This is a genomic window from Desulfatiferula olefinivorans (assembly GCF_054657895.1).
The window spans coordinates 1-23,368 of the sequence record NZ_BAAHXV010000027.1 but is presented as its reverse complement, the minus strand read 5'-3'; the positions used below and the strand labels follow the sequence as shown (position 1 = coordinate 23,368).

17 protein-coding genes are annotated in these 23,368 nt (G+C 57.4%); 7 read left to right on the top strand and 10 right to left on the bottom strand.

What is annotated here, in order from left to right; genetic code table 11:
* Window positions 1-2 precede the first annotated feature (2 nt).
* On the top strand, window positions 3-3,575 hold the full coding sequence (locus ACYQ11_RS16425) for a CBM96 family carbohydrate-binding protein (RefSeq protein WP_459924899.1): 3,573 nt from the start codon (window positions 3-5) through the stop codon (window positions 3,573-3,575).
* 367 nt (window positions 3,576-3,942) lie between these two features.
* Window positions 3,943-4,968, top strand: a complete 1,026-nt coding sequence (locus ACYQ11_RS16420; protein ID WP_459924898.1) for an exosortase/archaeosortase family protein — start codon at window positions 3,943-3,945, stop codon at window positions 4,966-4,968.
* Window position 4,969: 1 nt separating this feature from the next.
* On the opposite strand, the gene ACYQ11_RS16415 is transcribed toward ACYQ11_RS16420, so the two are convergent.
* A complete protein-coding gene (locus ACYQ11_RS16415; protein WP_459924897.1) occupies window positions 4,970-5,188 on the bottom strand; it encodes a hypothetical protein in 219 nt (72 codons plus the stop codon).
* A 402-nt stretch (window positions 5,189-5,590) separates the two neighbouring features.
* On the opposite strand from ACYQ11_RS16415, the gene ACYQ11_RS16410 reads away from it, so the two are divergent.
* From ACYQ11_RS16410 to ACYQ11_RS16390, 5 genes are all read left to right on the top strand, one after another.
* Entirely contained in the window at window positions 5,591-7,783 is a 2,193-nt protein-coding gene (locus ACYQ11_RS16410) for a CehA/McbA family metallohydrolase (RefSeq protein WP_459924896.1), read from the top strand.
* A 459-nt stretch (window positions 7,784-8,242) separates the two neighbouring features.
* Complete coding sequence (gene rsgA / locus ACYQ11_RS16405) at window positions 8,243-9,343, top strand: ribosome small subunit-dependent GTPase A (RefSeq protein WP_459924895.1); 1,101 nt, start codon at window positions 8,243-8,245, stop codon at window positions 9,341-9,343.
* A 339-nt stretch (window positions 9,344-9,682) separates the two neighbouring features.
* Window positions 9,683-11,617: an ATP-binding protein gene (locus tag ACYQ11_RS16400; RefSeq protein WP_459924894.1), complete on the top strand. Its 1,935-nt coding sequence runs from the start codon at window positions 9,683-9,685 to the stop codon at window positions 11,615-11,617.
* Between the two features lie 54 nt (window positions 11,618-11,671).
* Window positions 11,672-12,133 (top strand): phosphohistidine phosphatase SixA, encoded by a 462-nt coding sequence (sixA, locus tag ACYQ11_RS16395; protein ID WP_459924893.1) that lies wholly within the window; start codon window positions 11,672-11,674, stop codon window positions 12,131-12,133.
* Between the two features lie 367 nt (window positions 12,134-12,500).
* A complete protein-coding gene (locus tag ACYQ11_RS16390; protein ID WP_459924892.1) occupies window positions 12,501-13,079 on the top strand; it encodes a DUF4136 domain-containing protein in 579 nt (192 codons plus the stop codon).
* 292 nt (window positions 13,080-13,371) lie between these two features.
* On the opposite strand, the gene ACYQ11_RS16385 is transcribed toward ACYQ11_RS16390, so the two are convergent.
* The 9 genes from ACYQ11_RS16385 to ACYQ11_RS16345 all read right to left on the bottom strand — a co-directional run bounded on the left by ACYQ11_RS16385 (window position 13,372) and on the right by ACYQ11_RS16345 (window position 22,836).
* On the bottom strand, window positions 13,372-17,754 hold the full coding sequence (locus ACYQ11_RS16385; protein ID WP_459924891.1) for a DEAD/DEAH box helicase: 4,383 nt from the start codon (window positions 17,752-17,754) through the stop codon (window positions 13,372-13,374).
* A gap of 152 nt (window positions 17,755-17,906) precedes the next feature.
* Window positions 17,907-18,764 carry an SdiA-regulated domain-containing protein gene (locus tag ACYQ11_RS16380; protein ID WP_459924890.1) on the bottom strand — a complete coding sequence of 286 codons (858 nt, stop codon included), beginning with the start codon at window positions 18,762-18,764 and terminating at the stop codon, window positions 17,907-17,909.
* An 86-nt stretch (window positions 18,765-18,850) separates the two neighbouring features.
* The gene (locus ACYQ11_RS16375) at window positions 18,851-19,513 is read right to left on the bottom strand and encodes a lamin tail domain-containing protein (protein WP_459924889.1); all 663 of its coding nucleotides are present in this window, start codon (window positions 19,511-19,513) and stop codon (window positions 18,851-18,853) included.
* Window positions 19,514-19,818: 305 nt separating this feature from the next.
* Window positions 19,819-20,241 (bottom strand): TraR/DksA family transcriptional regulator, encoded by a 423-nt coding sequence (locus ACYQ11_RS16370; protein WP_459924888.1) that lies wholly within the window; start codon window positions 20,239-20,241, stop codon window positions 19,819-19,821.
* Between the two features lie 147 nt (window positions 20,242-20,388).
* A complete protein-coding gene (locus tag ACYQ11_RS16365) occupies window positions 20,389-21,219 on the bottom strand; it encodes an AraC family transcriptional regulator (RefSeq protein WP_459924887.1) in 831 nt (276 codons plus the stop codon).
* A 25-nt stretch (window positions 21,220-21,244) separates the two neighbouring features.
* Window positions 21,245-21,415, bottom strand: a complete 171-nt coding sequence (locus ACYQ11_RS16360; protein ID WP_459924886.1) for an AraC family ligand binding domain-containing protein — start codon at window positions 21,413-21,415, stop codon at window positions 21,245-21,247.
* 362 nt (window positions 21,416-21,777) lie between these two features.
* Window positions 21,778-22,038: a zinc ribbon domain-containing protein gene (locus ACYQ11_RS16355; protein WP_459924885.1), complete on the bottom strand. Its 261-nt coding sequence runs from the start codon at window positions 22,036-22,038 to the stop codon at window positions 21,778-21,780.
* Between the two features lie 27 nt (window positions 22,039-22,065).
* Window positions 22,066-22,557, bottom strand: coding sequence for a GNAT family N-acetyltransferase (locus ACYQ11_RS16350; RefSeq protein WP_459924884.1), 492 nt, complete (start codon window positions 22,555-22,557; stop codon window positions 22,066-22,068).
* A 66-nt stretch (window positions 22,558-22,623) separates the two neighbouring features.
* A complete protein-coding gene (locus ACYQ11_RS16345; protein ID WP_459924883.1) occupies window positions 22,624-22,836 on the bottom strand; it encodes a hypothetical protein in 213 nt (70 codons plus the stop codon).
* Window positions 22,837-23,368: the final 532 nt, after the last annotated feature.

The window sequence follows — 23,368 nt, the reverse complement described above, 5'->3', positions numbered from 1 at the left end:
GAATGAACCTGCTGACATTCCGGCGAATCCGCTTCGCCCTCGTCCTTTTGATCGGTCTTGGGGCCGCCACGGCCCAGGCGGGCAATGTGGACATTCGTCCAACCCATGACACCCAGGCCGTTGAAGGCTACCCGACCACCAATTACGGGACCCGGACCTCCATGTACGTCAACAGCGCAACCGGGGGATACCGGAACGAACGTTCCTGGCTCCGTTTCGACCTGACCGGCCAGGTCCCCCCGGGTGCGACCGTGGTCAATGCGACCCTCCGGCTCTACTGTTTCAGCGCGGATGCGACCGAATCCCTTGTGGCGGACGTCCACCCCGTCACCGATGACCATTGGGACGAAACCACCCTGACCTGGAACACTCAGCCGACCTTCGGCGGGGCACTCGACAGCACCGTCCTCGAGGCCGGAAAACGCTACACCTGGTATGACTGGGATGTCACGTCCTTCGTCTCTGCGGAACTCCCCGGAGACGGGGATGCCTCCTTCGTGGTCAAACCGTCCGTCGAAAATCAGGACCCCTACGCCACCTTTGCCTTCGACACCAAAGAGTACAGCGGCGGCGAATACGCTCCGGTGCTCCGGGTCGAATATTCCGGCACCTGGCCCGAAACGGATGCCTTTACGGTGTTCCATATCAACGACGTCCACTCACGGCTGACGCCCCATGCCCTGGACATTCCGGCCAAAGATGACCGCAAGATATTCGAGTCCGTGGGCGGCGCAGCCTATCTGTGCGCCCGGATGATGGAACTGAAGGCGCAATACCCGTCCTCCCTGATTCTTGATGCCGGAGACATTTCGGAAGGCAACCCCCTGGGCGACCTGAGGGGCAATGGCGGCATCGTCGATGCCTACAACCTGATGGACAGCAAGCTCAAAGCCCTGGGCGGCCGGGGAATCGACGCCGTGGTGGTGGGCAATCACGATGTCCGGTCTCCCGTGATGCTCAACACCATGAAAAACAACACCTTATTCCCCTGCATTTCGGTGAACATCATCGACAAAACCACGGGGCTTCCCTATTTTTCCCCCTCGGTCGTGGTGACCATCGAAGGTAAAACCATCGGCATTCTGGGGTATACCAACGACGAATCCTCCTATCTGGGAGAGGGTATGGAAGATGATTTCGAAATCGTACCCTGCGTCTGGTCGGACGCCGATGCCTCAACCATCGATCTCAAAGACAAGGTAGACGACCTTCGCACCAACCAGGGTTGCGATATCGTGATCCTTCTGTCCCACATGGGCCACACAAGGGTCTGCACCGGGGATGACGCCCTGATCCGGGATACCGGAGACGTGACGCCCCCGGAACTGGTGGTGGCCGGCCACTGGCACACCTGGACCGAAACCGTGTGGCAGCCCGCCCAGCTGAACGGAAAAACCCTGATCGCCGAAGCGGCGTCCTACATGCAGTACATCGGCGAGGTCCGGCTGAGCGGGACGGGCAAATACCTCGAAGCCCGAAAACATGTGATCCGTTGTGAAGACATCACACCCGACCCGGACATGGAGGTACTGGTTCAACAGCGGGTCACCGAGTACGAAACGACCCATCCCGACGGCTACGGCCTGTTCGATATCGTCGGTTATTCCGCCACGGACCTGACCATGGACAAGGACAAATGGTGGACCCTGAGCGAATTCCCCTGGAACGGCGACAACACAGCCGGAGCCTGGGTGTGCGATGCTATGGTGTGGAAAGCGGAACAGCTCGGATCACCCTGCGCCCTGGCGCTTCAATCCGGCGGAGGCATCCGCCGGGATGTTCCCAAAGGGCCCGTCACCTTCATCCAGATCTACGAAACCTATCCCTGGGAAGAAGATGCCATGGTGCGGATCGACATGACCGGCCAGCAAATTCTCACGTTCATCGAAAACGATTCCTGCGGCACCAGCCTGTCCCGGGACTGGCAGGTCACCGCCGACGACGGCATCATCTCCCGGATTACTTACCAGGGCTCAGACATCAGCCCCACAGGCACCTACAGCGTGGTGATCAGTGAGTACATGTACGCGCACGGGACCTGGTCGGATACCACACCCGACGCTCTGAATGTCTCGATCCGAAACGCCCTGGTCGAATACACGGCACAATTCACAGAGGCATCCCCCATGACCGTGCCCGGCCCCCGCTACATCCTTGACACCGAACTGGCCGGCGGATTCCGGGCCGTGGTCACCATGATGGCGGATACGGAAAATGAGCCTTACTACGAGGCCGCGTTCATAAGACTTTTGTCCGCCACCGATGAGACCCTGGCCCGGCGCAACGGATACGGCCTCAGCACCCTTGTCCGCTCGGACGGATCCATCCATGCCGACCATCAGTTCTCGGAAACCATGCTCTATCGAAGTCCCCTGGGATTCAAGGACGGCTATCTGAAACCCGGTGACATCATCGAAGTCTGGGGCGAAGGCGGTTTTTACGGAGGAAATCCCCAGTTTGTCGACCAGGACGGGATTAAGGGGCCGGATACTGAGTTCACCATTCTCGGCCACGATGAAAGCCTTTCACGACCCGTCTATCACCCGTCCATCAGCAGCTTCTGGAATGACCGGAACGAAAACCACCACGTGGTTTTCTATGCCGAGAAAACAGGAACAAACACGGTAAGAGATTCGGACGGCACGCAAATCACCGTCTATCAACCCGGCGGCTACTATACCCTGCCCCTTCCCGGCAGTGTGGGCGATATCCTCGAGCTTTCCGGCGTCAACACCTATCGGTTCAGCCAGCGCCGCTTCCGATGCGGCCAGGCGGCCACGGCATCATCCAAAGGGATCACCGGCTATCCGCCCTCATCGAGGGTTGAAGCGGTCACGCCGTATCAAAACACCACGTCCGTCACGCTTTTCGTATCGGCGTCGGATGCGGACGGCACGGTGGGTTCGGTCACGGTCTACCACCGTTATTCACCCGATCAGGTGACCTGGACCGACTGGACATCCGACGGGCAGGTCACAGCCGGATCCCTGCCGTTCGCCTTTCCCGAGGGTTACGGATACTATGAGTTCCATTCCGCTGCCACCGACAATCTCGGAAATCTGGAATCCGCCCCGGTGACCGCCGACGCCAGTGCCCGATACCGGGACGGTCAAAACGACGCGCCGTCCGGGGCCTTAGATTCCGGCATCCCCAACGGCCAGACCGATGTGGATCTCTCTCCGGCCCTGTCCGTCACCGTCTCCGACCCGGACGGAGACAGCATGAACGTCTCCTTTTACGCCGTCACCGCATCCGGCGACGTGCTGATCGGCTCCGTGCCCGACGTGGCCTCCGGCCAGACCGCGACCGTCTTCTGGACAGGCCTTGAAAACGCCACCCGGTACGAATGGTACGTGATCACGGACGACGGCGTCAGCCAGACCGTGACCACACCCTGGTCCTTTTCGACGCCCGGCTACGAGGAACCCGATCCGCCGGAACCCCCTGAGTCGGTCCCCGCCGCTGGTCCCCTCGGCCTTCTTCTCCTGTTCCTACTCCTTGCCCTTTTCGGTCGGAGACAAGGTCATGGGAGGGGGTCATTGTACTTTAAGGATTGCAATTCTTCTCGGGAATGACCTGTTCCGGACCCGTCAACAATCCGCCGGAGCGCTAACCAGGTATCGGTGATAAGATGGGGTCGTGTAATCAATCGGGTAGGAATCCCGTCCCGGCAGGAAGTCCATCCACCGGGTAGAGAGTCTTTGGAGGCTTTGTGGTAACATAATCGATCACGTTCAACCCTGGGATCGAGCGGTACAGAGCGGCGTAAAAAAGCGCCGGACAATCATCTAACCTGCTTTTAACCGTTTGAACATAATCCCCGAACAATGGCAGGACATAAAATGTAACCGGCTTTCCGATATGATCCCCTTTTCAACCCTCCGCGCCGGTTATATATAAGGAATGAATGCCCATGGACCTCAACGTATGATGATTGGAAACGTGCATCAAACCCCATCCGACCGTTGCGGTGAAGGTGAAGCGGGCCGACCCGTGGTGTTTGCCCTTCGGTTCCTGACGGTCAGCCTGGTTTTTTTTCTGCTGCTCGAGCACCCGCTGGCGTTTGTGTTCGAGCCCATCAACCTCGCCACCACCCGTCTTGTGACACTGGTGCTCCATGGCCTGGGGTTTTATCCAAAGGTCAGCGGCACCATCCTTTCCTTGCAGGGGTTCAGTGTCCAGGTGGTGGGCGAATGCTCGGCCGTCTTCCTGTTTCTTCTGGTTGCGGCCTTTCTGGTGTCCTATCCTTCGAGTATCCGGTCGAAGCTCACCGGCGCTGCGTTCATGTTCCCCGTGATCGCCCTGGTCAATGCCCTCAGAATCGCCGCCATTTTCCTCACCGGGGTATACGCGCCCTCCTGGTTCGACACGCTCCACCTGTTTCTGGGACAGGTTCTGATGATCGCCCTCTCCTTCGGGCTTTGCCTTTTCTGGCTCGGCCGTCTCGACCGGCAGGCCGAAAGAGACGGCGCTTTAAGATTGATCGCCCGCCTTCTGATCTTTTCGCTGCCGCCCTTTTTCCTGTGGCTCTGGCTGAACAAAGCCTATGTGTCTGTCAATTACGCGATGATCAAGACCCTTCTTTCCCTGTTCGGCATCGAGGCGACGGTGCCCGGCACCATCCGGATCTATCCGGACACCTTCATCACGGTCAATCTGGTGGTGGTCACCATGCTGCTTACCCACCACATCCTTTCCGGCATCCGTTCCGGACGCGGTCCCCATGGACTTGCGGCCACCGCGTTTTTCAGTTATGCACTGGTACTTGGCTCAAACGGACTCCTGTTTCTGGTGGCCTCTCTGTTTTACACGTTCAGAGAACCGGTACTCATCCACGTGGTCAACGCCCTTCTGGTCGTCAACGAATGGCTACTGCCCTTCGGCATATGGCTGAGCATGCACCACGACATGAAACGTTTCAGGTTGTCCGAAGGGTTTCAATCCGGTCGATGGACCACGGCAGGATAATTCACACGGTTTTTTTCTTGGACCATTTCATGAACCCCGCGAAGAAAAGGCATCCGCTATCCAGAAGAACCATGGTGGCGGGCTCAGGAATCGGAATGGGATGACGATCAACCGGTTCGGAATAATTCCACTCATAGGGAGCCATCGAAACATGGATGGCCGCCTCGATGGTGTTCGTTGACAGGACCGGATCGATGACTGCGAAAGCGAGTCCGGCCAAACCCGCCTCCAATGCCAATATGGCCACCACCGCAAAAAGTCGGCGTTTTAACCTCATGATACCCCCCCCGTTAAACCCTTCACACTCCATGCATCATGCTTAACCATTTTGAAATGGTGCAACAAGACACCGAATGTGTCGGTCAATTATTTTTATGAAGACAGAGGGATCTTATCGAATGGGATGTTAGGAAAGGATAATCAAACGGTTAAATTACCGTTCAGAGAAACCGTCAATCTGATTCTCTGTTTCTGACTCCCACTTTTTTGACTCTTAACACAATCCTCATCCGTTTCTAAAAAACCTGTTTTATATGTGTTCAACTTTTTTTTAACGTTTGGTCGCTTTCATGTGACGGACACTCGAAACGGAGACTTATTTCAAAAACAAAGGAGACACGGAATGAAACTCAGACACGGGAAAAAACTGGGCGCAATGGCCCTCGGGGTGCTGCTTTGCTGCGGTGGAGGCAAGACGGCACTGGCATCGGACGGACACTGGTACAAAGGCGATCTTCACGCCCATTCCCTGCACAGCGACGGCGACAGCCCGGTGGCCGATGTGGTTTCCATGGCGGAATCGCTTGGATTTGACTTTTTCGCCCTGACCGACCATGACGGCAACATGAATGGCGTCCCCACCCACTGGGCGGACCCCGACTACCGGTCAGAAACCATGACCCTCCTTTACGGCGTCGAATGGACCACGGGCAAAGGCCACGCCAATGTCTGGGCCGCAGCCCCCTTTGACTATACCCCGCTGTGGAATGCCAACATCGACGAAAACGCGGCGGCCGCCGTCAGCGCCGCCCACAATGCTGGTGCCCTTTTTTCCATCAACCACCCCACGGCCTACCTGTGCTGCCCCTGGGAATATCCGGTGGATGAGTCCGTCGATGCCATGGAGGTCTGGAATTCCATGTACCGGATTCCGAACATGAACGGCCTTGCGGTGAATACGGTCTGGGACCATGTTCTGATGAGCGGCCGGAAGCTGTCCTGCGTGGGCGGCAGCGATACCCATGAACTGAAAGGCATCCAGTCCGGCCTGTTCGGCCTGGGCAACCCCACCACCTGGGTCTATGCCAAGGACCGGAGCGCCCAGGCCATCCTTGAAGGAATCAAGGCGGGACGTACCACCCTGTCCTACGCACCCGACGGCCCCCGGGTGACCTTCACCGCCGACCGTGACAACGACGGCGTTTATGAAACCCTCACCGGCGACAACATCACCGGAGGCTTCCAGAACACGACATTCCGGATTGACGTCATCGAACAGGCCATCGACGGTGACACCGGCCGGACCTGGGAACTGGACGACCAGGGGCTCAACGACCTGATGACCGGCGCCTTCTGGCTGAACGGATCCCTCAAACGGCTGAATGTCGATGCCCGCCTGTGGGATATCCGTGTTCTCGCGGCCGTGAAAAACGGCACCCTTTTCAAGGCCTGGATCACGACCGGCGACGCCCCGGCCGTCACCTTCACGGACAAACCCGGTGATCTGGATTACTACCGCGTGGTGCTTTACGGCAGACCCGAACTCGACAATCCGTTCACCATGATTCTCTACGGCCGACTCCTGGCCCTCACCGGCCCGATTTACTCCGGATTTCATTCGGATGACGAAAACAGCGGCATGAACATGTATTTCGGAAACCTTCACAGCCACACCGCCGTGTCCGACGGGCAGGGCACACCTGCCGAGGCCTTTGCCTGGGCCCGTGACGAGGCCGGGTATGATTTCTACGCCATCACCGACCACGCCGAGCAGATCCTTCTGTCCGAATGGCGCGAAACCGGCAGACAAGCCGACGCCTTCAACGAGAAAGGCCGTTTCGTGGCCATGCGGGGATTTGAATGGAGCCATCCCCTGGCCGGCCACATCAACGTGTACAACACCTCCTCCTTCACCAATGCGATCCTGAGCCCCTCCCTCGATATCTTCTACAACTGGCTCGACCGGAAAAACGGCCTGGCCCATTTCAACCACCCGGGTCGTGAGCTTCTGGTGTTCCGGAATTTCGCGTTCAAACCCCATGTGGCAGACAACTTTTTCGCCATGGAAACCGGCAACAAAGACACCGGAAACGCCGACGGCGAATACCTGAACTATTTCACCACAGCCCTTTCCGCCGGATGGCATGTGGCCCCCACCAACAACCAGGACAATCACAGCCTGTCCACCAACAGCCACCGGACCGTCATCATCGCCCCAGAACTCAGCCGGGCCGCACTGCTGGCCGCCATGAAAGACCGTCGGATCTACTCCACCGACGACCCCACCATCAAGGTGGTCTTCAAACTGGATGACGCCTGGATGGGCTCCCGCGTGGAAACCGCCGCCGAAACCGTCACCTTCACCATCGACATCACCGATGACGAAACCATTGAAAAGATCGAACTTCTCAACAGCGCGGGAGAAACCGTGGCCGAAAAGGTTCCCGATCTTCCCACCGACAGCATCCGCTGGTGTCCGCAGATTCCTGCGGTGAGCGATGCTTACTACGTGAAAATCACCTCGGAAAACTGGTACGACAATGCCCTGGCCGAACCCGTCCAGATCACGGTGACCGCCCCCATCAGCCTCAACTGATACCGCCCTGTGGCAGGATCACCACACGTCTCCATCCATCGGCACGGATTTCCGTGCCGATGGCTTCCCGGCGACCGGGTCCTTTTTTTCATCTCCGCGACCTGAGTTTTTTCTTGACGGACGCGCCCGTTGGCGTATAGTTTCACTTAATTTTTCAAGACAAATGGGAATGAGTTTTTATGTTGATGACATCCATGGAGCGTGTGATGCGCGCCGCAGGCAGGTAATCGACGGGCCGCTGTTCCGGTACCCTGTACGTTGAAGACAGATCGAATATCAGGCGGGTTTCCCCGGCCGAAATTTCGATTGCATGTCTTTCCGATACCAGCCTTCTTCTGTCGGCGCCTTACCCCAATTCACCTGTGGAATAAACACCCCGGCGGGAGGCTGACTTCCGCGTCAGATTTTTGCGCCTTGAATCCGGGGATATTTAAAGTCACGACAAGCAGGACTCACACCATGAATACAAAACAATCCGAACACACTAACGACCGCCTAAGCCTTCTTTCATCCATGGGATGGAACGACCATTTCGAAACACAGATCAAACGGTTTGCCGGGGAGAACCTGATCCCGGCCCGGGTGATCGGAGTCCACAAAAATCACTTCCGCACAAGCGACGGTAAAACCGAATGCCTGGCCACGGCGGCCGGAAAGCTCCTTCATGATCCGGCGGGCCTGTATCCGGTGACCGGCGACTGGGTACTCATGAAAGATTCCCTGATATCAACGGTCCTTGTGCGAAAAAACGTCCTGTCCCGGGGCGCCTCCGGCACCCGGGGCAGACAGGACAGCCATCCGCAGAAGCAGCAGATCCTTGCGGCGAACCTCGATACGGTCTTTATCGTTTGCGGCCTTGACCGGGACTTCAACCTGCGCCGCATCGAACGGTATCTGACGCTGGTCTACAACGGCGGGCTCAATCCGGTGATCATCCTGACCAAGGCGGACCTTCATCCGCACCCGGCGTCCTGTGCCTTTGAGGTGGAAACCATTGCCTTCGGCGTTCCTGTCCACCTGATGTCGGCTGAGGACGAAAGCGGCCTGGCCGCTCTTGCGCCATACCTGTCCCAGGGCCTGACCACGACCCTTATCGGATCATCCGGTGCGGGGAAATCCACGCTGATCAACCGGCTTTTCGGAAAAACCGTTCAACGGGCCGGGGCCGTCAGTGAATCTCTCGGCAAGGGCAAGCACACCACCACATCCCGGGACCTTTTCGTCCTGCCCCAGGGCGGCATGGTGATCGACAATCCCGGCATCCGGGAAATCGCCTTCTGGGACGATGAGACGGGGGTGGATTCGGCGTTCCCCGACATCGAAAAGTTAGGAATGGGTTGCCGCTTTGCCGATTGCAGCCATACTCATGAGCCCGGCTGCCGGGTTCTCGAGGCGGTGGAGCGGGGCGAACTGCCCCTTTCGAGGCTGGAGAATTACCGGAAAATGAAACGTGAACTGGACTATCTGGCCGACCGCCGGCAGAAAAGCGCCGGCCGTGTTGAAAAGGAGCGCTGGAAGGACATCGCGGTCAAGATCAAAACCATATACAAAAACCGATGACCGGAATGACACCGGGGGCCCGGGCCGGCAGGTTCCGGCGGGGCCTCCGGACTGTTCAATCCGGCTGAAGCCAGGGCGGGCCGGCCCTGTGGCACCCTGGATGACCCGATGCCGCCCCGGGTCATGGCAGAAAAGATCCCCGGCACATTCCCGTGGGTGACGTTTCAGGAACCGTTCCCCACAGGACATGCCCCACGGGTCGTTCGGGATAGGCATGCGATTTCTCCGAAACCGTGACGGTTGCATATTGACAGACCCGGCAAGCGTCTTTAGTATTGACGGAACTATTCCATGCCCTGGGGCGCATCGCTGATTTCACACACTGTGAGGACATTCGACATGAAAAAGCTGTTTCTCGGAAAAGACGGGGAAAAGGACATCTGTCTGTCTTTGAACACACTGCAAAGGCATTTCGCCTGTTTTGGATCGTCCGGAAGCGGAAAAACCGTGGCCTGCAAGGTTCTTATCGAAGAGCTGGCCCGGGGCGGCGTTCCCGTCATTGCCTTCGACCCCCAGGGGGATATCGCCAGTCTCGTTGAGCTCGAGGATCCGGAGGAGCCGGCAAGGCACCAGGTTCCTCCGGAAATCAGGGACAGCTACGCCCAAAACACCGAGGTGGTGATCTGGACACCCGGGAGTTCCAAAGGCCTGCCCCTTTGCATCAACCCGCTTCAGTTCGACGGCATGGACGAGCTTGATGCCGAAGATCAGGTCCGCTTTCTCTCCGCCACGGCGAAAAACCTGACGGGGCTCATCGGCTTCGACCTTGACAGCGACGACGGCAAGGCGGCTGAATCGGTCCTTTCGGTGGTATTCGAGTACTGCATCCGAACCAACATCGGCCTTCGGGATTTCAACAGCCTCATCGCCCTCTTGGCCGACCTTCCTGAATCGGTGTCCCAGCAGATTGCAGCGGTCAGCTCGGACAAGCTGATGAAGGACATCTCAAAAAAACTCAGCATCCTGACCATGGGCTCCCGGAAGCTGATCTTCGAAACGGGGACGCCCGCAAACATCGACACCCTTCTGGGCCTTGACCGGCCCACGGGAAAAACCCGCATTTCCGTCATCTACCTGAACACCCTGCACACCCAGGAGGAAAAAGAGTTCTTCGTGGCCGGCATCACCCAGATGCTTTACAGGTGGATGCTCAAACATCCGCTTTCAGGCGGCCAGGACGGCGTTCAGTGCGCCCTTTACATCGACGAAATCGCACCGTACATCCCACCGGTCCGCAAACCGTCGTGCAAGGACAGCCTGAGCCTTCTGTTCAAACAGGCCCGGAAATACGGGGTGGCCTGCGTCATCGCCACCCAGAATCCCGGCGACATCGACTACAAGGCCATCGCCCAGTTTTCAACCTACAACCTAGGTTGCCTGAGCACCAAGCAGGACATCAAGAAGGTCAAAACCCGGCTCGATTCCATCGCCCCGGCCCAGTCCGATGACATCGTCACCACCCTGCCCTCACTGAAAAAAGGACACTTCCTGATCCTGTCGCCCGACGAATTCGATACGGCGCGCAATCTCATGGTCCGCTGGCTCGTGACCCGGCACACGGTGCTGGGCGAGGATCAGCTGGCCGATCTGGTGCCCGACGACCTCAGGGAAACATACGCCAGGAAACCTCCGGCCGCCGAAGCCGAATCCCTTGACACGTTTCCCGCCACCGGATCGGACCAACCGGAAGGCAGCCTTACCCCACCCGCGGACCAGCCCGGCGCCGACGAGGTGTATTACGTTAAGAATCAGGTGTTCGAATCGGATCTTGAAAAGCTGGTCAAGCCCCTCCTTTCCGGCGCCCTGTTCAAATCAGAAAAGCTTGAGGGATACACCTTCCAGTACCGCCCCCTGATCCGGGTGAATCTTTTGTTTTTCAAGGAAAAAGGGTTGTTCCGGAAAACGACCTCCGAAATCCCCGAAAATCTCTACCTGGATTACAAGACCCATACCATCTTCCATGTCGACGGCAAACAGTCCCGGTTCAGCCCGGTGGTGGACGCCGATCCCCATGAAATCCCGGACCTCGACGACCACTGCGCCATCGACATCATCAAAAAGTCCGAGATCGATTTCGACTTCAGAAAAATCGGAAAAAAACTGGACCCAACGGAAATCAGGCATCTGATGGAACGGAAATACCGGGTGGAGGTCCGGGACGTTGATCTTCTGCTCTACCCCACCTGGGCATGCACCATCGCGGACAAGAAAACAGGGAAGACCCGAGCGATCATCCTCGACGGCACCACGGGCCGGCCCATTGCCGAATCGTGAGGAAACGGGTCACGGCGGGGCCGCCCCCGCTCCCCATTCACCCAAAGGAGAACCATGGCTGTCTATCTTGTTCAGCACGGCCTCAGCCTGAGCGAAGAGCAGGACCCCGAACGGGGGCTTTCCGACACCGGAAAGACCGAAACGAAACGCATCGGCGATGTGGCGAAGCATTACCAAATCACGGTGTCGGCAATTCGCCACAGCGGAAAAAAACGGGCACGTGAAACCGCCGTCATATTCAACGACATCCTCACCCCGCCCGATGGAATCAGCAGCCAGGCGGGCCTCAATCCCATGGATGACGTTACCGGCTTCGCGAAAACCATCGATCCCACGCAAAACGTGATGTACGTGGGCCATCTGCCGTTTATGGAACGCCTTGTGTCCTATCTGGTCGCAGGCCGGGAGGCCCCTCCGGTTTTCGCCTTCCAGAACAGCGGCATCGTCTGCCTGGACAAAGCCCCGGACACCGGCGCCTGGGTCATCCGATGGACGCTGATGCCCCATATCGGCTGACCACGTCCGGAATCCGGAGCTGTTCAGACTGAAACCCCTCTTGAAAAATGGTTTTCAAGGGGGGTTCTTAAGAACATTTTGACGGTCGTCAACGATCACGGTCCGATGCTCAGGCCAAACGTTTTCTCCTCATCGAAAGCCTTGAAAGCCCCATACCGCTCAATAAAAGCAGAAGCGTCGCGGGCTCCCGAAACAATGAAATAAATGGGCTTGTCAGACCGGACGCCCGATCTTATGTTGTGAAACAAGTGCAACAGACCGATTCTCCATACAACGATCCGGCCAACAAGGCCTCCTGCGATGAAACGGACATGCCGTTGGGCCGATTGGCCGATCACGTTCAAACCGGCCGCCAAAAGGAGCCGTCATGAAACGAGCGCTTACCATAATCACGGGTGTCACACTCTTATTCATTGCATTATCGGGCTGTACAACGGTCCGAGTCAGCCAGGATTACAAAAAAAACCTCACCTTGACCGGCATCAACACCTACGCGTGGAAAAATGCAACGCAACAACAGACCGGCGACATTCGAATCGACAACCCTTTCAATGACCAGCGTATCCGGTCCGCCGTGGACAACGCCTTGGCTGCCAAAGGGTACAGACGCGCATCCGGTTCACCGGATATCTTCGTCTCCTACAATTACAGTATCCAGGTGAAAACCACGGGCTCATCCGGCGGCCCCGTGATCGGCTTCGGCTTCGGCATGGGCGGCCGAAGAAGCGCCATAGGCGTTGCCACCGGCGTGGGCAGCGAAGCAACCCAGTCCGATCAGGGTATTCTTGTTATCGACATTGCCGACGGAACCACGGAAGAACTCCTCTGGCGGGGCACAAGCACAGCGACGGTGGACACCCAGGCTTCTCCTGAAAAAACCACGGCTCTGTTCCAAAAAATGGTCGAAAAAAACCTTGCACAGTTTCCGCCGGACAACAAAAAATGACGGCTTCGTAAAAAGCTTCGCAGGCCTCGAACGGCCACATATTCGGAAGGAAGAGTGTTAAATCGCTTTGTTGCCAAGCTACCGGGGTATTGGGACCAAGGCAACTGCATGTCGCATTCGTTCACGTGCATGTTCACGTGCACGAGCACGTGCACGGTAAGCCGAGACCTGTTCGACCTCCATCGTAAACGTGCGCGTGCTCGTGACCGTAAACGTGAACGGCATGAATCCGTCAGGCAGGAGAGGCCCATGTGTTTTTTAGATCATTCATGCGATTGGAATGAAAATGGGGTCACAGCTTTTTGTACAACGTGACCGTTTTGGGGTCGGAGACGGTGTGGAACCGGGTTTTGAACCGATCGAGATAGGGGCCGGCCACGGCGGATGACCCGTTGACGGTTTCAACGGTGATTTGTTTGAGGGGCCGGACGTCGCGGGTCAGGAGATGGTCGAACAGAACCAGGCATCGGTAAAGGTCCGAATCATCGGGATCGATGGTGACGGTCAATGCCCTGCCGTGTTTCTCCGAAACCATGAGAAGGCGGGAGCCGCGATACACCAGATGGGTCGTGGGCCGTCTCGCGGGAAGGGTCCTTTTCAAGGGCTTGAGGTCGATGCCGCAGAGCGAGGCCGGATCGGCGGCGTTGATCCACCAGACGCGATCGTCGGGCACGGGCTGGTTCAGCATCCGGAAGGCCGACGGAGCCATGAACTGCGGGCCGGGAATGTCCGTGAAAAATTGGCCGGTTAAGATTTCACCGGACAGTTCCATCAGGCGAAGGGTTCGGAACAGTTCGCTCCAGCGGAAGGCCGGGAGCTCACGGGCCAGAAGTTCACGGAACAGAATGCCGTATCGGTCCAGCACAGTCCGGACCCTTTCCTTTCGCCGTTCTTCACGATCCGCCGCGTCCTCATTCTGCTCGTCTCCAAAGGGAAGCAAAAACCAGTTGCCGGCCGAAGGCAGCGCACCTTTCCACCGGGAAAACCCGCTCCGGCCGCCTGGCATGCGGCGACGCCCCGAAGGTCGTCCGGCATCGACCGACACCTCCGGGGCCTTGAACTTACTGTCGATTCCTTTTCTCACCGCAGCAAAGGTGTCGTTACTGATCAGTCCCTTCCACACGGCGTCCCACAAAAGGTCGACGCAGTCGGCCACGGACCGTCCCGAGGCGTTTTGAAGGGCCGAAAAATCATACCGGCCGATGGGATCGCGGAACAGCCCGGCGATGTCCTCCCGGCCGACGCCCCGTTCAAGGCCGGCAAGGTCCGGATCCCCGCTGTCCACAAACATCAGCCTGCGATCCGGAAGGCCCACCCAGTGCATGTCCCCGTCCTGCATCAGCCGATCGAGCCGCGACCGTTCATAGCAGGCGATCCTGGCCGGAAACACCTCGCTTTCCCAGAGCTCGGCCTGAATCGGGCAGCAGGACAGGGTATCCAGGGGATGCCAGGCGTCGTCACGCCCTGAAACGGGATCGAGAAGACCCTGGTGCCGGGCGATAAACACGGGAAGCAGCGCCAGGGGCCGGGGATCCTTATCGGGGATCATGGCCCGCCGGAACCAGCGCAGCAGGATCTCCATGTTGCGCTGATCGCAATAGACGGTGCCCTCGTCTTTTTCAACCAGAGCCCCGGCAATCAGAGACCCGTCATCGGCCAGAAGGTCCATGGCCGCCCGGGCCGTTTGAAACGGCACGCCAAAGGTTCGGCTGACCGTTTCGACGGAAACCGGTCCCTGGTAGCTGAGCCAGGATTTAAGCAGGTCGGCCAGGGACTCGGGAAGACCGTCCAAAAGGCGCGACCTCACATAATCCGACCGATCGGAGGCCGTTATCAGCGGGGCGCCGTCCGCCACCGGAACAAGGGTCAGTTTCTCTTCGATGCCCAGCAGAGCCTGAGCGGATGTCAGCCCGTGATCACGCGTCACGGCGGCAAGAAGGGCCTCCCATTCCCCGGCCGTCATGACCAGACGTTCCTTGAGCCATTCCAGAAGCTCGTCCGGCGAATCCGGCGCATAGCCCCGGGCCAGACGTCCGCGTGTTTCCACGAACGCCTCGGACAGGTGCCGGGGGATCCGGGGCCTCAGGGAATCGGACATCATCACGTCGCGAAGGAGATCGTCCCTGACGGCGGAGCGTTTGCCGGACCGGGGCGTGTCCGACATGTACATATAGAGGTTGATCTGGCGAAAGACCGTGCTCATCGCCATGGGGCTGGGGTGGGAGGTCCGGACCAGGGTCCGGGTGAGGGTTCCCTGGTCCATGGCCTCCAACACCCGATACAGGGCCGGGAGATCGAAGGCCTCGTTCAGACAGGTGCGCCAGGTCTCGAGGATAATGGGAAAATCAGCAAAGGAAAGAACGCTGTCCAAGAGCTGCTGGGACCTCAGACGACTGACCCACAGGGGCATACGCTCGTTCATGGACGGTTTGGACAACAAAAGGGCCCGGCCGGCGCTTTCCCTGAACCGTGCGCCGAACAGTCCGGACCGTTCCAGTTCGCCCCGGATCAGCCGGTCCACGGAGGACCGGGTGACCAGATCCGTCACATCGCCCGGAGCCATGGGGGTCGGCAGAATCAGCGTGATGGAATCGTTTGCCACGAACAGTTCCGGTGAGGTGCCCCAGGTTTCCTCAAAGGCCGCTTTCAGGGCCAGGGCATAGGGCCGGTTTACCTGCCCGCCCCAGAACGTGTGCAGAATGATCTGCTCCCCCGCAGTCCGGCCCGGCGGGCCCTTGACCGTCTCGACCACCACATGCTCCAGGTGGGGAAGGCTGCATCCCGTGGCCTCCTTCTGACGTTTCAGATAGTCCAGCAACACCTCGGCGGCGGAGGGTTCGAGCTGATGGCGTTCCATCAGTTCCAGGCGGAATTTTGGATCATCGAGCCGGGCGTCGGCCCTCTGGAGAAAGGCGCCGATCCTTCTTGAAAAATGAGCGTTCCTGTTCTGCTCTTCGGCCAGCCAGAACGGCGGGGCCACGGCGCCCTTTTTGGCCGGAACCACCAGCACATCGTTGTGGGTGATTTTCTCGATGGTCCAGTTTTGGGTGCCCAGGGTGAAGGACTGACCGGGTCTGGCCTCCCACACGAACTCTTCATCCAACTCGCCGATGCGCTGCCCCGATTCAAGGCGGCGGATCTGGTAATACCCCCGGTCGGGAATGGTGCCTCCGGACAGATACAGCACCCAAAGCGCCCCGCGCCGGGCCCTGACCGTGTTCAGCGCCGCATCCACCGCCACCCGGGGTTTCAGATCCCTGATCCCGGTCTCCTCGTAACGACCGGCGAGCATGGTCAAAACCCCGTCGAACCGGCTGCGGGACAGACGGCGGTAGGGTTCACTGCATCTCAGGTGGGCGTACAAGGCGTCGATGTCCCAGGTTTCGGTGCCGGTCATGGACACGATGATCTGGGCCAGCACATCCAGCGGCGCCTCCACCGGTTTGATTTCCTCGATATCGCCGCGGATGACGGCCTCACTCAGCACCGCCGCCTCGATCAGATCCTGGGAATGGGTCGGAAACAAAATCCCCCGGCTTGTCCCGCCCACCCTGTGCCCGGCCCGTCCGATGCGTTGAACCGCCTGGGCCACGGACTGGGGCGACTGAACCAGCACAACCCGGTCCAGATCCCCGATGTCGATGCCCATTTCCAGCGAACTGGTGGCCACCAGGGCCCGGAGGTCTCCCCGCTTCAGCTTGTGTTCCACGGCCTGCCGGATCTCCCGGGCGAGTGACCCGTGATGGGCAAAGGCCAGGGGCGTGTCAGACTCCCGGTTCATCAGAAAGGTGATTTTCTCACACAGTTTGCGGCTGTTGGTGAAAAACAGCGTGGATTTGCCCCCGGCGGCAAGGGCGATGAATTCCCCGGCAAGGGGCTCCCAGATGGATTGCCCTGCGGGCCGGTCGACCACGGATTCGGGAAACCGCACCGTAAGATCGTATCGTTTGGGATCGTCGGACCGAATGATCCGGACCGGCCGGGGGGTATGGATCGGATCGGCATCGGGGCCGGACATACGGTATCCGCCCACGAAACGGGCCACGACGTCCGCAGGCCGCAGGGTGGCAGACAGGGCGATGCGCTGGAATTCACCGGAGAGGCGGACCAGCCGTTCCACCGCCGTGATCAGATGCACCCCGCGTTTGGAGTCGATGACGCCGTGGATTTCATCGAGGATGACGACCCGGATGCCGCCGAGCATGGATTGCCCGCCCCTGGAACTCAACAGGAGATTCAGGCTCTCGGGTGTGGTGATCAGGATCTCCGGCGGGGTTCTGAGCATGCGCCGCCGTTCCGCCTGGGGCGTGTCCCCGCTCCGGGTCTGGACCCTGATCCGCGGCACGGCAATCCCCGAGTCATCGAACCGCCGTTTCAGGGCCGCAAGGGGAACGATCAGGTTTTCCCGGATGTCGTTGTTGAGGGCTTTGAGGGGAGACACATACAGCACGCGGGTGGTTCCTGCGGTCCATGCGCCGGTCATCAAACAGTTCAGTGCCCATAAGAAGGCCGTGAGGGTCTTCCCGCTGCCGGTGGGCGCCGTCACCAGCACATGATCTCCTTTGGCCACGGCCGGCCAGGTCTGACGCTGGACCTCTGTGGGCGTTCCGACTTCGGAGAGAAACCAGCGTGCAATCAGGGGGTGGAATCCGGCAAAGGGATCGCTTCTTTTCATGGAGAACCTCGAATCGTTCATGGACCGACCGGTAAGCGGTATGGCAGAGACTAACACGCGGAAGGGAAAAATCAAACAACGAACAGGGGGGGGATGGACGAACGGAGCGGATTTTCCGCCGAAGCAGGCCGCTCCGTTCATTTTCTTGTTTCTCAGACTTTACGTCTGCGGACAACGGCCATTCCGGCCAAGGCGCTGCCGAAAAGGGCCAAGGACCCGGGAAGGGGCACCGGGGTGGGTGACAATGTGTAAAGTGTTGGTGTCGAGCCATTCTCAGCAACGATATAAATGATGCCATCGGCGTCAATGGTGACGCCCTCCGCAGAACCGGTCAGGCCGCTGAGATCGAATTGGCTCTGGATGTTCCCCATGCGATCGACCTCGAGCAGCATGGAAGATTCCTGGCTCAAAAGAAGCAGGCCCTCCCCATCAGCCGTCCCCAGAAGGGAAGCCACGGTGCCGAGCACCTGGACATCCCCGAGGTCGGACACGCCCCAATTGGGGGTAAACAGACTTGACACCTGAGCGGTTCCATTGTCAAAATCAATGGTGTTCACGTTCACGTCCTGCGGTGTTTTCTCCTTGACCGTAATGAACTGTCCGCTTTCCGGATCATAGGAGATTCCTTCAAGACCGATATTCCCAACGGATGTCCCAAGATCGACACTCTGCAGCCCTGATCTCGCCACACTGCCGTTCGCCGAATAATTCAGCAGATACGCGTCCCGAAGACGTTCCTCCACAAGAACAAACCGGTTGTTTCCGACATAGGTCAACCCTTCGGTATCATCAAAACCGGTCAGGGCCATCACGCTCAACTGGGTTCCGGTTTTGGACACCTCTACCAGAGCGTCACCTTCGTCGCCCAAAACAAACAGCGTATCGGTCGACCAGTTATAGGTCACGGCCGATGCTTCCTGGGCGGGGATAACCGGCAGGCTGAACGTGCCGCTGTGCTGATAATCGGCCAGGTCAAAGGAGTAGACGACCGCGGCAGCGGATCGGGGCATGACGACCGCCAATAAAAAAAGGGAGAGGCCCCAAACAACGCAATGGGCTGTTTTGAAAATGTTATTCATCACTACAATCTCCCAGGCTATTTTCGTCGTTTCAAACCGACCAGACCAACAACGGCAGACCCGAGCAACCAGATCGTTCCAGGTATCGGAACAACGGGATTGGTACCGGGATTGCCGATATCCCCATTGGCTGAAAGATATGAACCGTATTCATCGCCCACGACGGACAATACCCAGCCATAGGGATCATTGGCGCCAAGCATGGATCCATCGATCGGATTCCCGCTTGCACCCTGGGTACGAATGGAGCCGGGAAAGGCGCTGTCCCCGTAAGCGAAGCGGTCCACAAGCTCATTCAGGCTGTCATACAGATTGATTTCATCGGCTCGGCCGATATTGTTGGTATATCCGCCGATCACCTTTACCGAAGTGTCCAGACCCCAGTCACTGCGGAATTTCTCACTGGTATCTTCGGTAAGAACAACCGACTCACCCGGCGCCACCATTCCAAAACCGGACAGACAGAACATCCCGGCAACCCTGGAATCGTCGTCGTAGCTCCATCCGGTAAAATCGACGGCTGAGTCGCCAAGATTGGTAAACTCGATAAACTCTCCTCCGTTGCCACTGTACATCCACTCGGTGATGTAGACATCGGCATAGGTCTGACCGGCAACGAACAAAGACGCCGTCATCGTCAACACACCTGCAAGGGTCCGAACTAAAAATCGTTTTAACATGGTTAATCCTTTCTTCAAGTCGCGTTGCACCCGGTCGTTTCGAAATAAGATCCCGGGCGCGATACATTGAGTTAGTCGGGCTTTCTGGTGCTTCAGGAAGATGAGTCAGCAAAGTACCCTGTCATCGTGTCTGTCCGGCGTCAGCACAACACGAACGCCGCCACCTGGAAGACATATGATTCTTTTGTTATCGAAGCGTTAGTGTGGAATTAATTTTCTGTACGGATTTAATCCCCGATACAAGGGGAAAGGATGATCCCCGGCCCCAAAACATGGGGCCGGAAACCGGGGGAAAGGAAGGAGGGTCAGGAGGCCTCGGCGATGAGGGCATGGGGATTTTTTTCAAGTTCTTCCTGGACGGCAAGACAATAGAGGGCCACGGGATTGGCGTCCAGGCGGGCAAGGCCGATGGGATCATCGGTCGCTTCACAGTAGCCGTATGTTCCGGCATCGATGCGCTCAAGGGCCATGTCGATCATGTGGATCAATCGAAAATTCCGGGTCTGTGCCATGATGGACAGCTCCAGGTTCATGGCCTCGATACTGCGCTCCATTTCTTCGATGGGACGCATGTCCGAATGATTCATCATGACAAAGCTCCGGCGGTTGGCATCCTCGAGCTCGGTTCTCCAGGCAAGGAGCTTGCCTTTGAAATAGTTCAACTGCCGGGGACTCATGTAGGGCTCATGGTTTTTCGGTTCAAAGGACCGGGTGTTCGGCATCAGCATCTGGACCTCCTCGGTATGGGTGGGTTGATAGTTGAATGCCGTTATAGGGGGGGCACATTAGATGAAGGTAAGCGGAAGGTTAAAATATCATAAAGAAACACCTTGCTGAAAAAACAAAAAAGCTGAAAAAACCTGGTTTGCGATCTATCAGATCCGATTGATTTTCATGTAGTTACCCGGAGTGATTCCAACCGTTTTTCTGAACACTCTCGAAAAATGGCTTTGATCAAAAAAGCCGGATCGAAGGGCGACATCCGCAAGGTTCCCGGATTCCAGCAGCATTCGTTTTGATTGACTGATTCTGTAATCACTTACATATTCTTGGGGTGTAATTCCAAGGTGTTTTCGGAATTCCCGCTGAAAGTGAAAGGGGCTCAGACACGCCGCCTCAGCCAGGCGATGGAGAGTGAGCCTCTCGGCATAATGCCGGCCGATATAATCGCAGGCACGCGTGATGGATTCAACCGGACAAGCCGGCACTGTGAACGTCGGCGGCTCCTTCGACCAACCGATCAAAAGACCGGCCAGAATTTCATAAAGGGCACTTTCCAGATCCATGGGCGGTGCCTTGCTGTTCAGGGCTACGAAAAAACGCAAAAACGATTCCGACATCACGGAATCATTGTAGCCGACATGACTGAAACATGGAATTTTACCCTCCGTGCCTGATATGTGTGACGCGATTTCCTGCAAGACGAAAGGTTCGACACTTATAACCTGATAGGAATGGCCGGCCAGGTCCAAAGACCTGCAGGCGTGAACCTGGCCGGGATTGATGATAAAGAGTTCCTTTTCCGCAACAGCCGTTTCTTGACTGGCCGTCATGATCACCCGGGTCCCCTGATCAACCCTGCCGATGATGAACGTTTTATGGATATGACGGCGGAATCCCATTCCGATATGCTGACCGGAAATCGCCTCCACGCCAGGGAAAAAAGGGAGGTCGACCTGTTTGATGCTTTCGTTTTTACGGTTCATCCGGTCTCCCCCCCGTTCCTCAGGCCTAAACCAATGACGGAACAAATTTCGCCAGCAGGGTCAATCCGTCATCTCCGGCCTCAACCCTGTGATGTTCACCGACGGGTATAACAGCCATCGTTCCGGAACGATAGTCAACAACCTCGTCCTTGAGCCGGCATGTCCCGTTGCCGTCTATCACTTCATGGAGTTCCATGTGACGTTCATGGGCATGAAGGTCAAGGCAGCTGTGCGGGTCGATCCGGACCAGATGTGAGCTGAAACGCCCCCCTGTTTCCGAACCCGTAATCATGTGTTTCAGATAGACGCCCCGAAATGACGGGTGTTTCTCCCATTCTACGTCCGACACGTTCTTTCCGGGCCGGTCGGAATAATAAATGATTGCCTGGGTAATAACGGCTGTCGCGTTTTTTGTGTTCACTGGTATTCCTCCTTTTAAAATATGAACCCTGTGTTCGTCGTTTCAAAGAGGATAACCACTATCCGGCCTCAAGGGATTGTATGATCTTGCTGTTTTTCATAACCCAGACGGTCGGACCAAAAAAAACACCCTGTCCATCACGAATTCTTCCAGCGCTTCAGCCTCGGAATCCCGCGGGTAAACAGCCATGCGACCCATCCGGGCATGCCCGCCTCCTTCATCTTTAAAATGCAAAACGCCTGCATTTTAAAAGGGGTATCGATTTCCGGAGACGTGAAGGAACCGTTCTCATAGCAGTAGCTGCAATACTCCGGGTTTCTGCTTCCGTCGGCATTCGTACCCCCCAGTTTCGGGTCTTTTTTCATGGGCATACCGCAACTCTGACACATCGTGTTCATAGGCTCTCCTTGACCTTATCGTCGCATTCAAAGAAACTTCTGCATCCATACCGTATCAAATACGCGATCGTTTTTCCTGCCCACGTTTCGAAACCGTCCGCACTCCCGAAATCCGTTTGTTTCGTGAAAGGCGATGCTGCCGGGATTGAGGGATGATATGTGGGCAAGAATCGTCGTGATCCCCTGCTCCCTCGCGGCATGTTCAAAATGCTCGAGCAGCCGCTTTCCAAGGCCCTTCCCCGTGTACTCCGGATGAATGAAGTACGTGATTTCCGCCGCTTGCGCAAAGGTCGGAATAGGCCTGTGGCCCCGCAGCAATCCGAAACCGATGATGTGGCCGTCCGTATTTCTGAGGGTTGCCGAAGGATATCCCCTGGACGCCTGCACGAACACATCGAATGCCTGATAAGGCAGCGGATGCTCCGGATACGCGGCAAAAGAGTTCTCGATATAGTGATTAAAAATGTCCATGACGGGCCGACGATCGTCTTCGCACATCGGCCGAATTGAAACGTCCATAAATTTTTCCTGGATTCAAAGCCATTGCCCGCACAATACACCCCCCGGGAGACGCACGACAATGGATCAATAATTGTAGTCGTTCCGATTCCGTTCGTATTCATCGTAGGACATGCTGTTTCTCTCAAGACAGTCGTCGATGTCCTTTTGGCTCATATTTTCTTTGTAACAATCGGAACGCCGCTGCTCCTTTAAACCATCATACCAGGCCCGGGATGAGCAACCCCCGGCGACCAGCAGACAGCAGACAAGCAATGTAATCCGGCATCTTTTTTTCATACCTCATCTCCTTTCATCAAAACGTTTCGGGCCTTAGCCACCCCATACCCGTCCGCACATAAAGAAGGGGCCGGAGTATGCCCGTTGAACAGCCCTCTCATGCCCATGCAATCCGGTATATGTCGTTTCGTACTGACCTGTCAACCGCTCTAAAAGCAATCGACTGTCGACGAACACAGGACCGTGTACCCGGGCGATTAAAACACGCTCCGCCGGAACAACGGCACCCGTGAATGTGTCACTGGCATTGCTTTTCTCTCAACACATGCACGGAATTTGCGCTGCGCAATAAAAAAAGCCCGTCGGAACGATATCCGCCGGGCTTTCGGGTTTGGTTTTGGGGGCGATCAGAGCCCTGCCCCGTCGATCAGATTTTTTTTCCTATGTAAAACACATAGCCGTAATACTCCTTGTACATGTCATACAAACGGGCTTCACGGCGCTGGTTTTCAACAAGGTCCTCAGCCGCCCGGTTCCCCTTGTATTGTTCGAGAAATGCCTCCTGGAGCGGCACCTGCGGGGTATAGAAATG

Bases quoted from the DNA above. Each gene is read 5' to 3' on its own strand.
- ACYQ11_RS16425 (WP_459924899.1), top strand. From the start codon at position 3: ATGAACCTGCTGACATTCCGGCGAATCCGCTTCGCCCTCGTCCTTTTG.
- ACYQ11_RS16410 (WP_459924896.1), top strand. From the start codon at position 5,591: ATGAAACTCAGACACGGGAAAAAACTGGGCGCAATGGCCCTCGGGGTG.
- rsgA (WP_459924895.1), top strand. From the start codon at position 8,243: ATGAATACAAAACAATCCGAACACACTAACGACCGCCTAAGCCTTCTT.
- ACYQ11_RS16400 (WP_459924894.1), top strand. From the start codon at position 9,683: ATGAAAAAGCTGTTTCTCGGAAAAGACGGGGAAAAGGACATCTGTCTG.
- sixA (WP_459924893.1), top strand. From the start codon at position 11,672: ATGGCTGTCTATCTTGTTCAGCACGGCCTCAGCCTGAGCGAAGAGCAG.
- ACYQ11_RS16390 (WP_459924892.1), top strand. From the start codon at position 12,501: ATGAAACGAGCGCTTACCATAATCACGGGTGTCACACTCTTATTCATT.
- ACYQ11_RS16385 (WP_459924891.1), bottom strand. From the start codon at position 17,754: ATGAAAAGAAGCGATCCCTTTGCCGGATTCCACCCCCTGATTGCACGC.
- ACYQ11_RS16380 (WP_459924890.1), bottom strand. From the start codon at position 18,764: ATGCCCCGATCCGCTGCCGCGGTCGTCTACTCCTTTGACCTGGCCGAT.
- ACYQ11_RS16375 (WP_459924889.1), bottom strand. From the start codon at position 19,513: ATGTTAAAACGATTTTTAGTTCGGACCCTTGCAGGTGTGTTGACGATG.
- ACYQ11_RS16370 (WP_459924888.1), bottom strand. From the start codon at position 20,241: ATGCTGATGCCGAACACCCGGTCCTTTGAACCGAAAAACCATGAGCCC.
- ACYQ11_RS16365 (WP_459924887.1), bottom strand. From the start codon at position 21,219: ATGAACCGTAAAAACGAAAGCATCAAACAGGTCGACCTCCCTTTTTTC.
- ACYQ11_RS16360 (WP_459924886.1), bottom strand. From the start codon at position 21,415: ATGGAACTCCATGAAGTGATAGACGGCAACGGGACATGCCGGCTCAAG.
- ACYQ11_RS16355 (WP_459924885.1), bottom strand. From the start codon at position 22,038: ATGAACACGATGTGTCAGAGTTGCGGTATGCCCATGAAAAAAGACCCG.
- ACYQ11_RS16350 (WP_459924884.1), bottom strand. From the start codon at position 22,557: ATGGACGTTTCAATTCGGCCGATGTGCGAAGACGATCGTCGGCCCGTC.
- ACYQ11_RS16345 (WP_459924883.1), bottom strand. From the start codon at position 22,836: ATGAAAAAAAGATGCCGGATTACATTGCTTGTCTGCTGTCTGCTGGTC.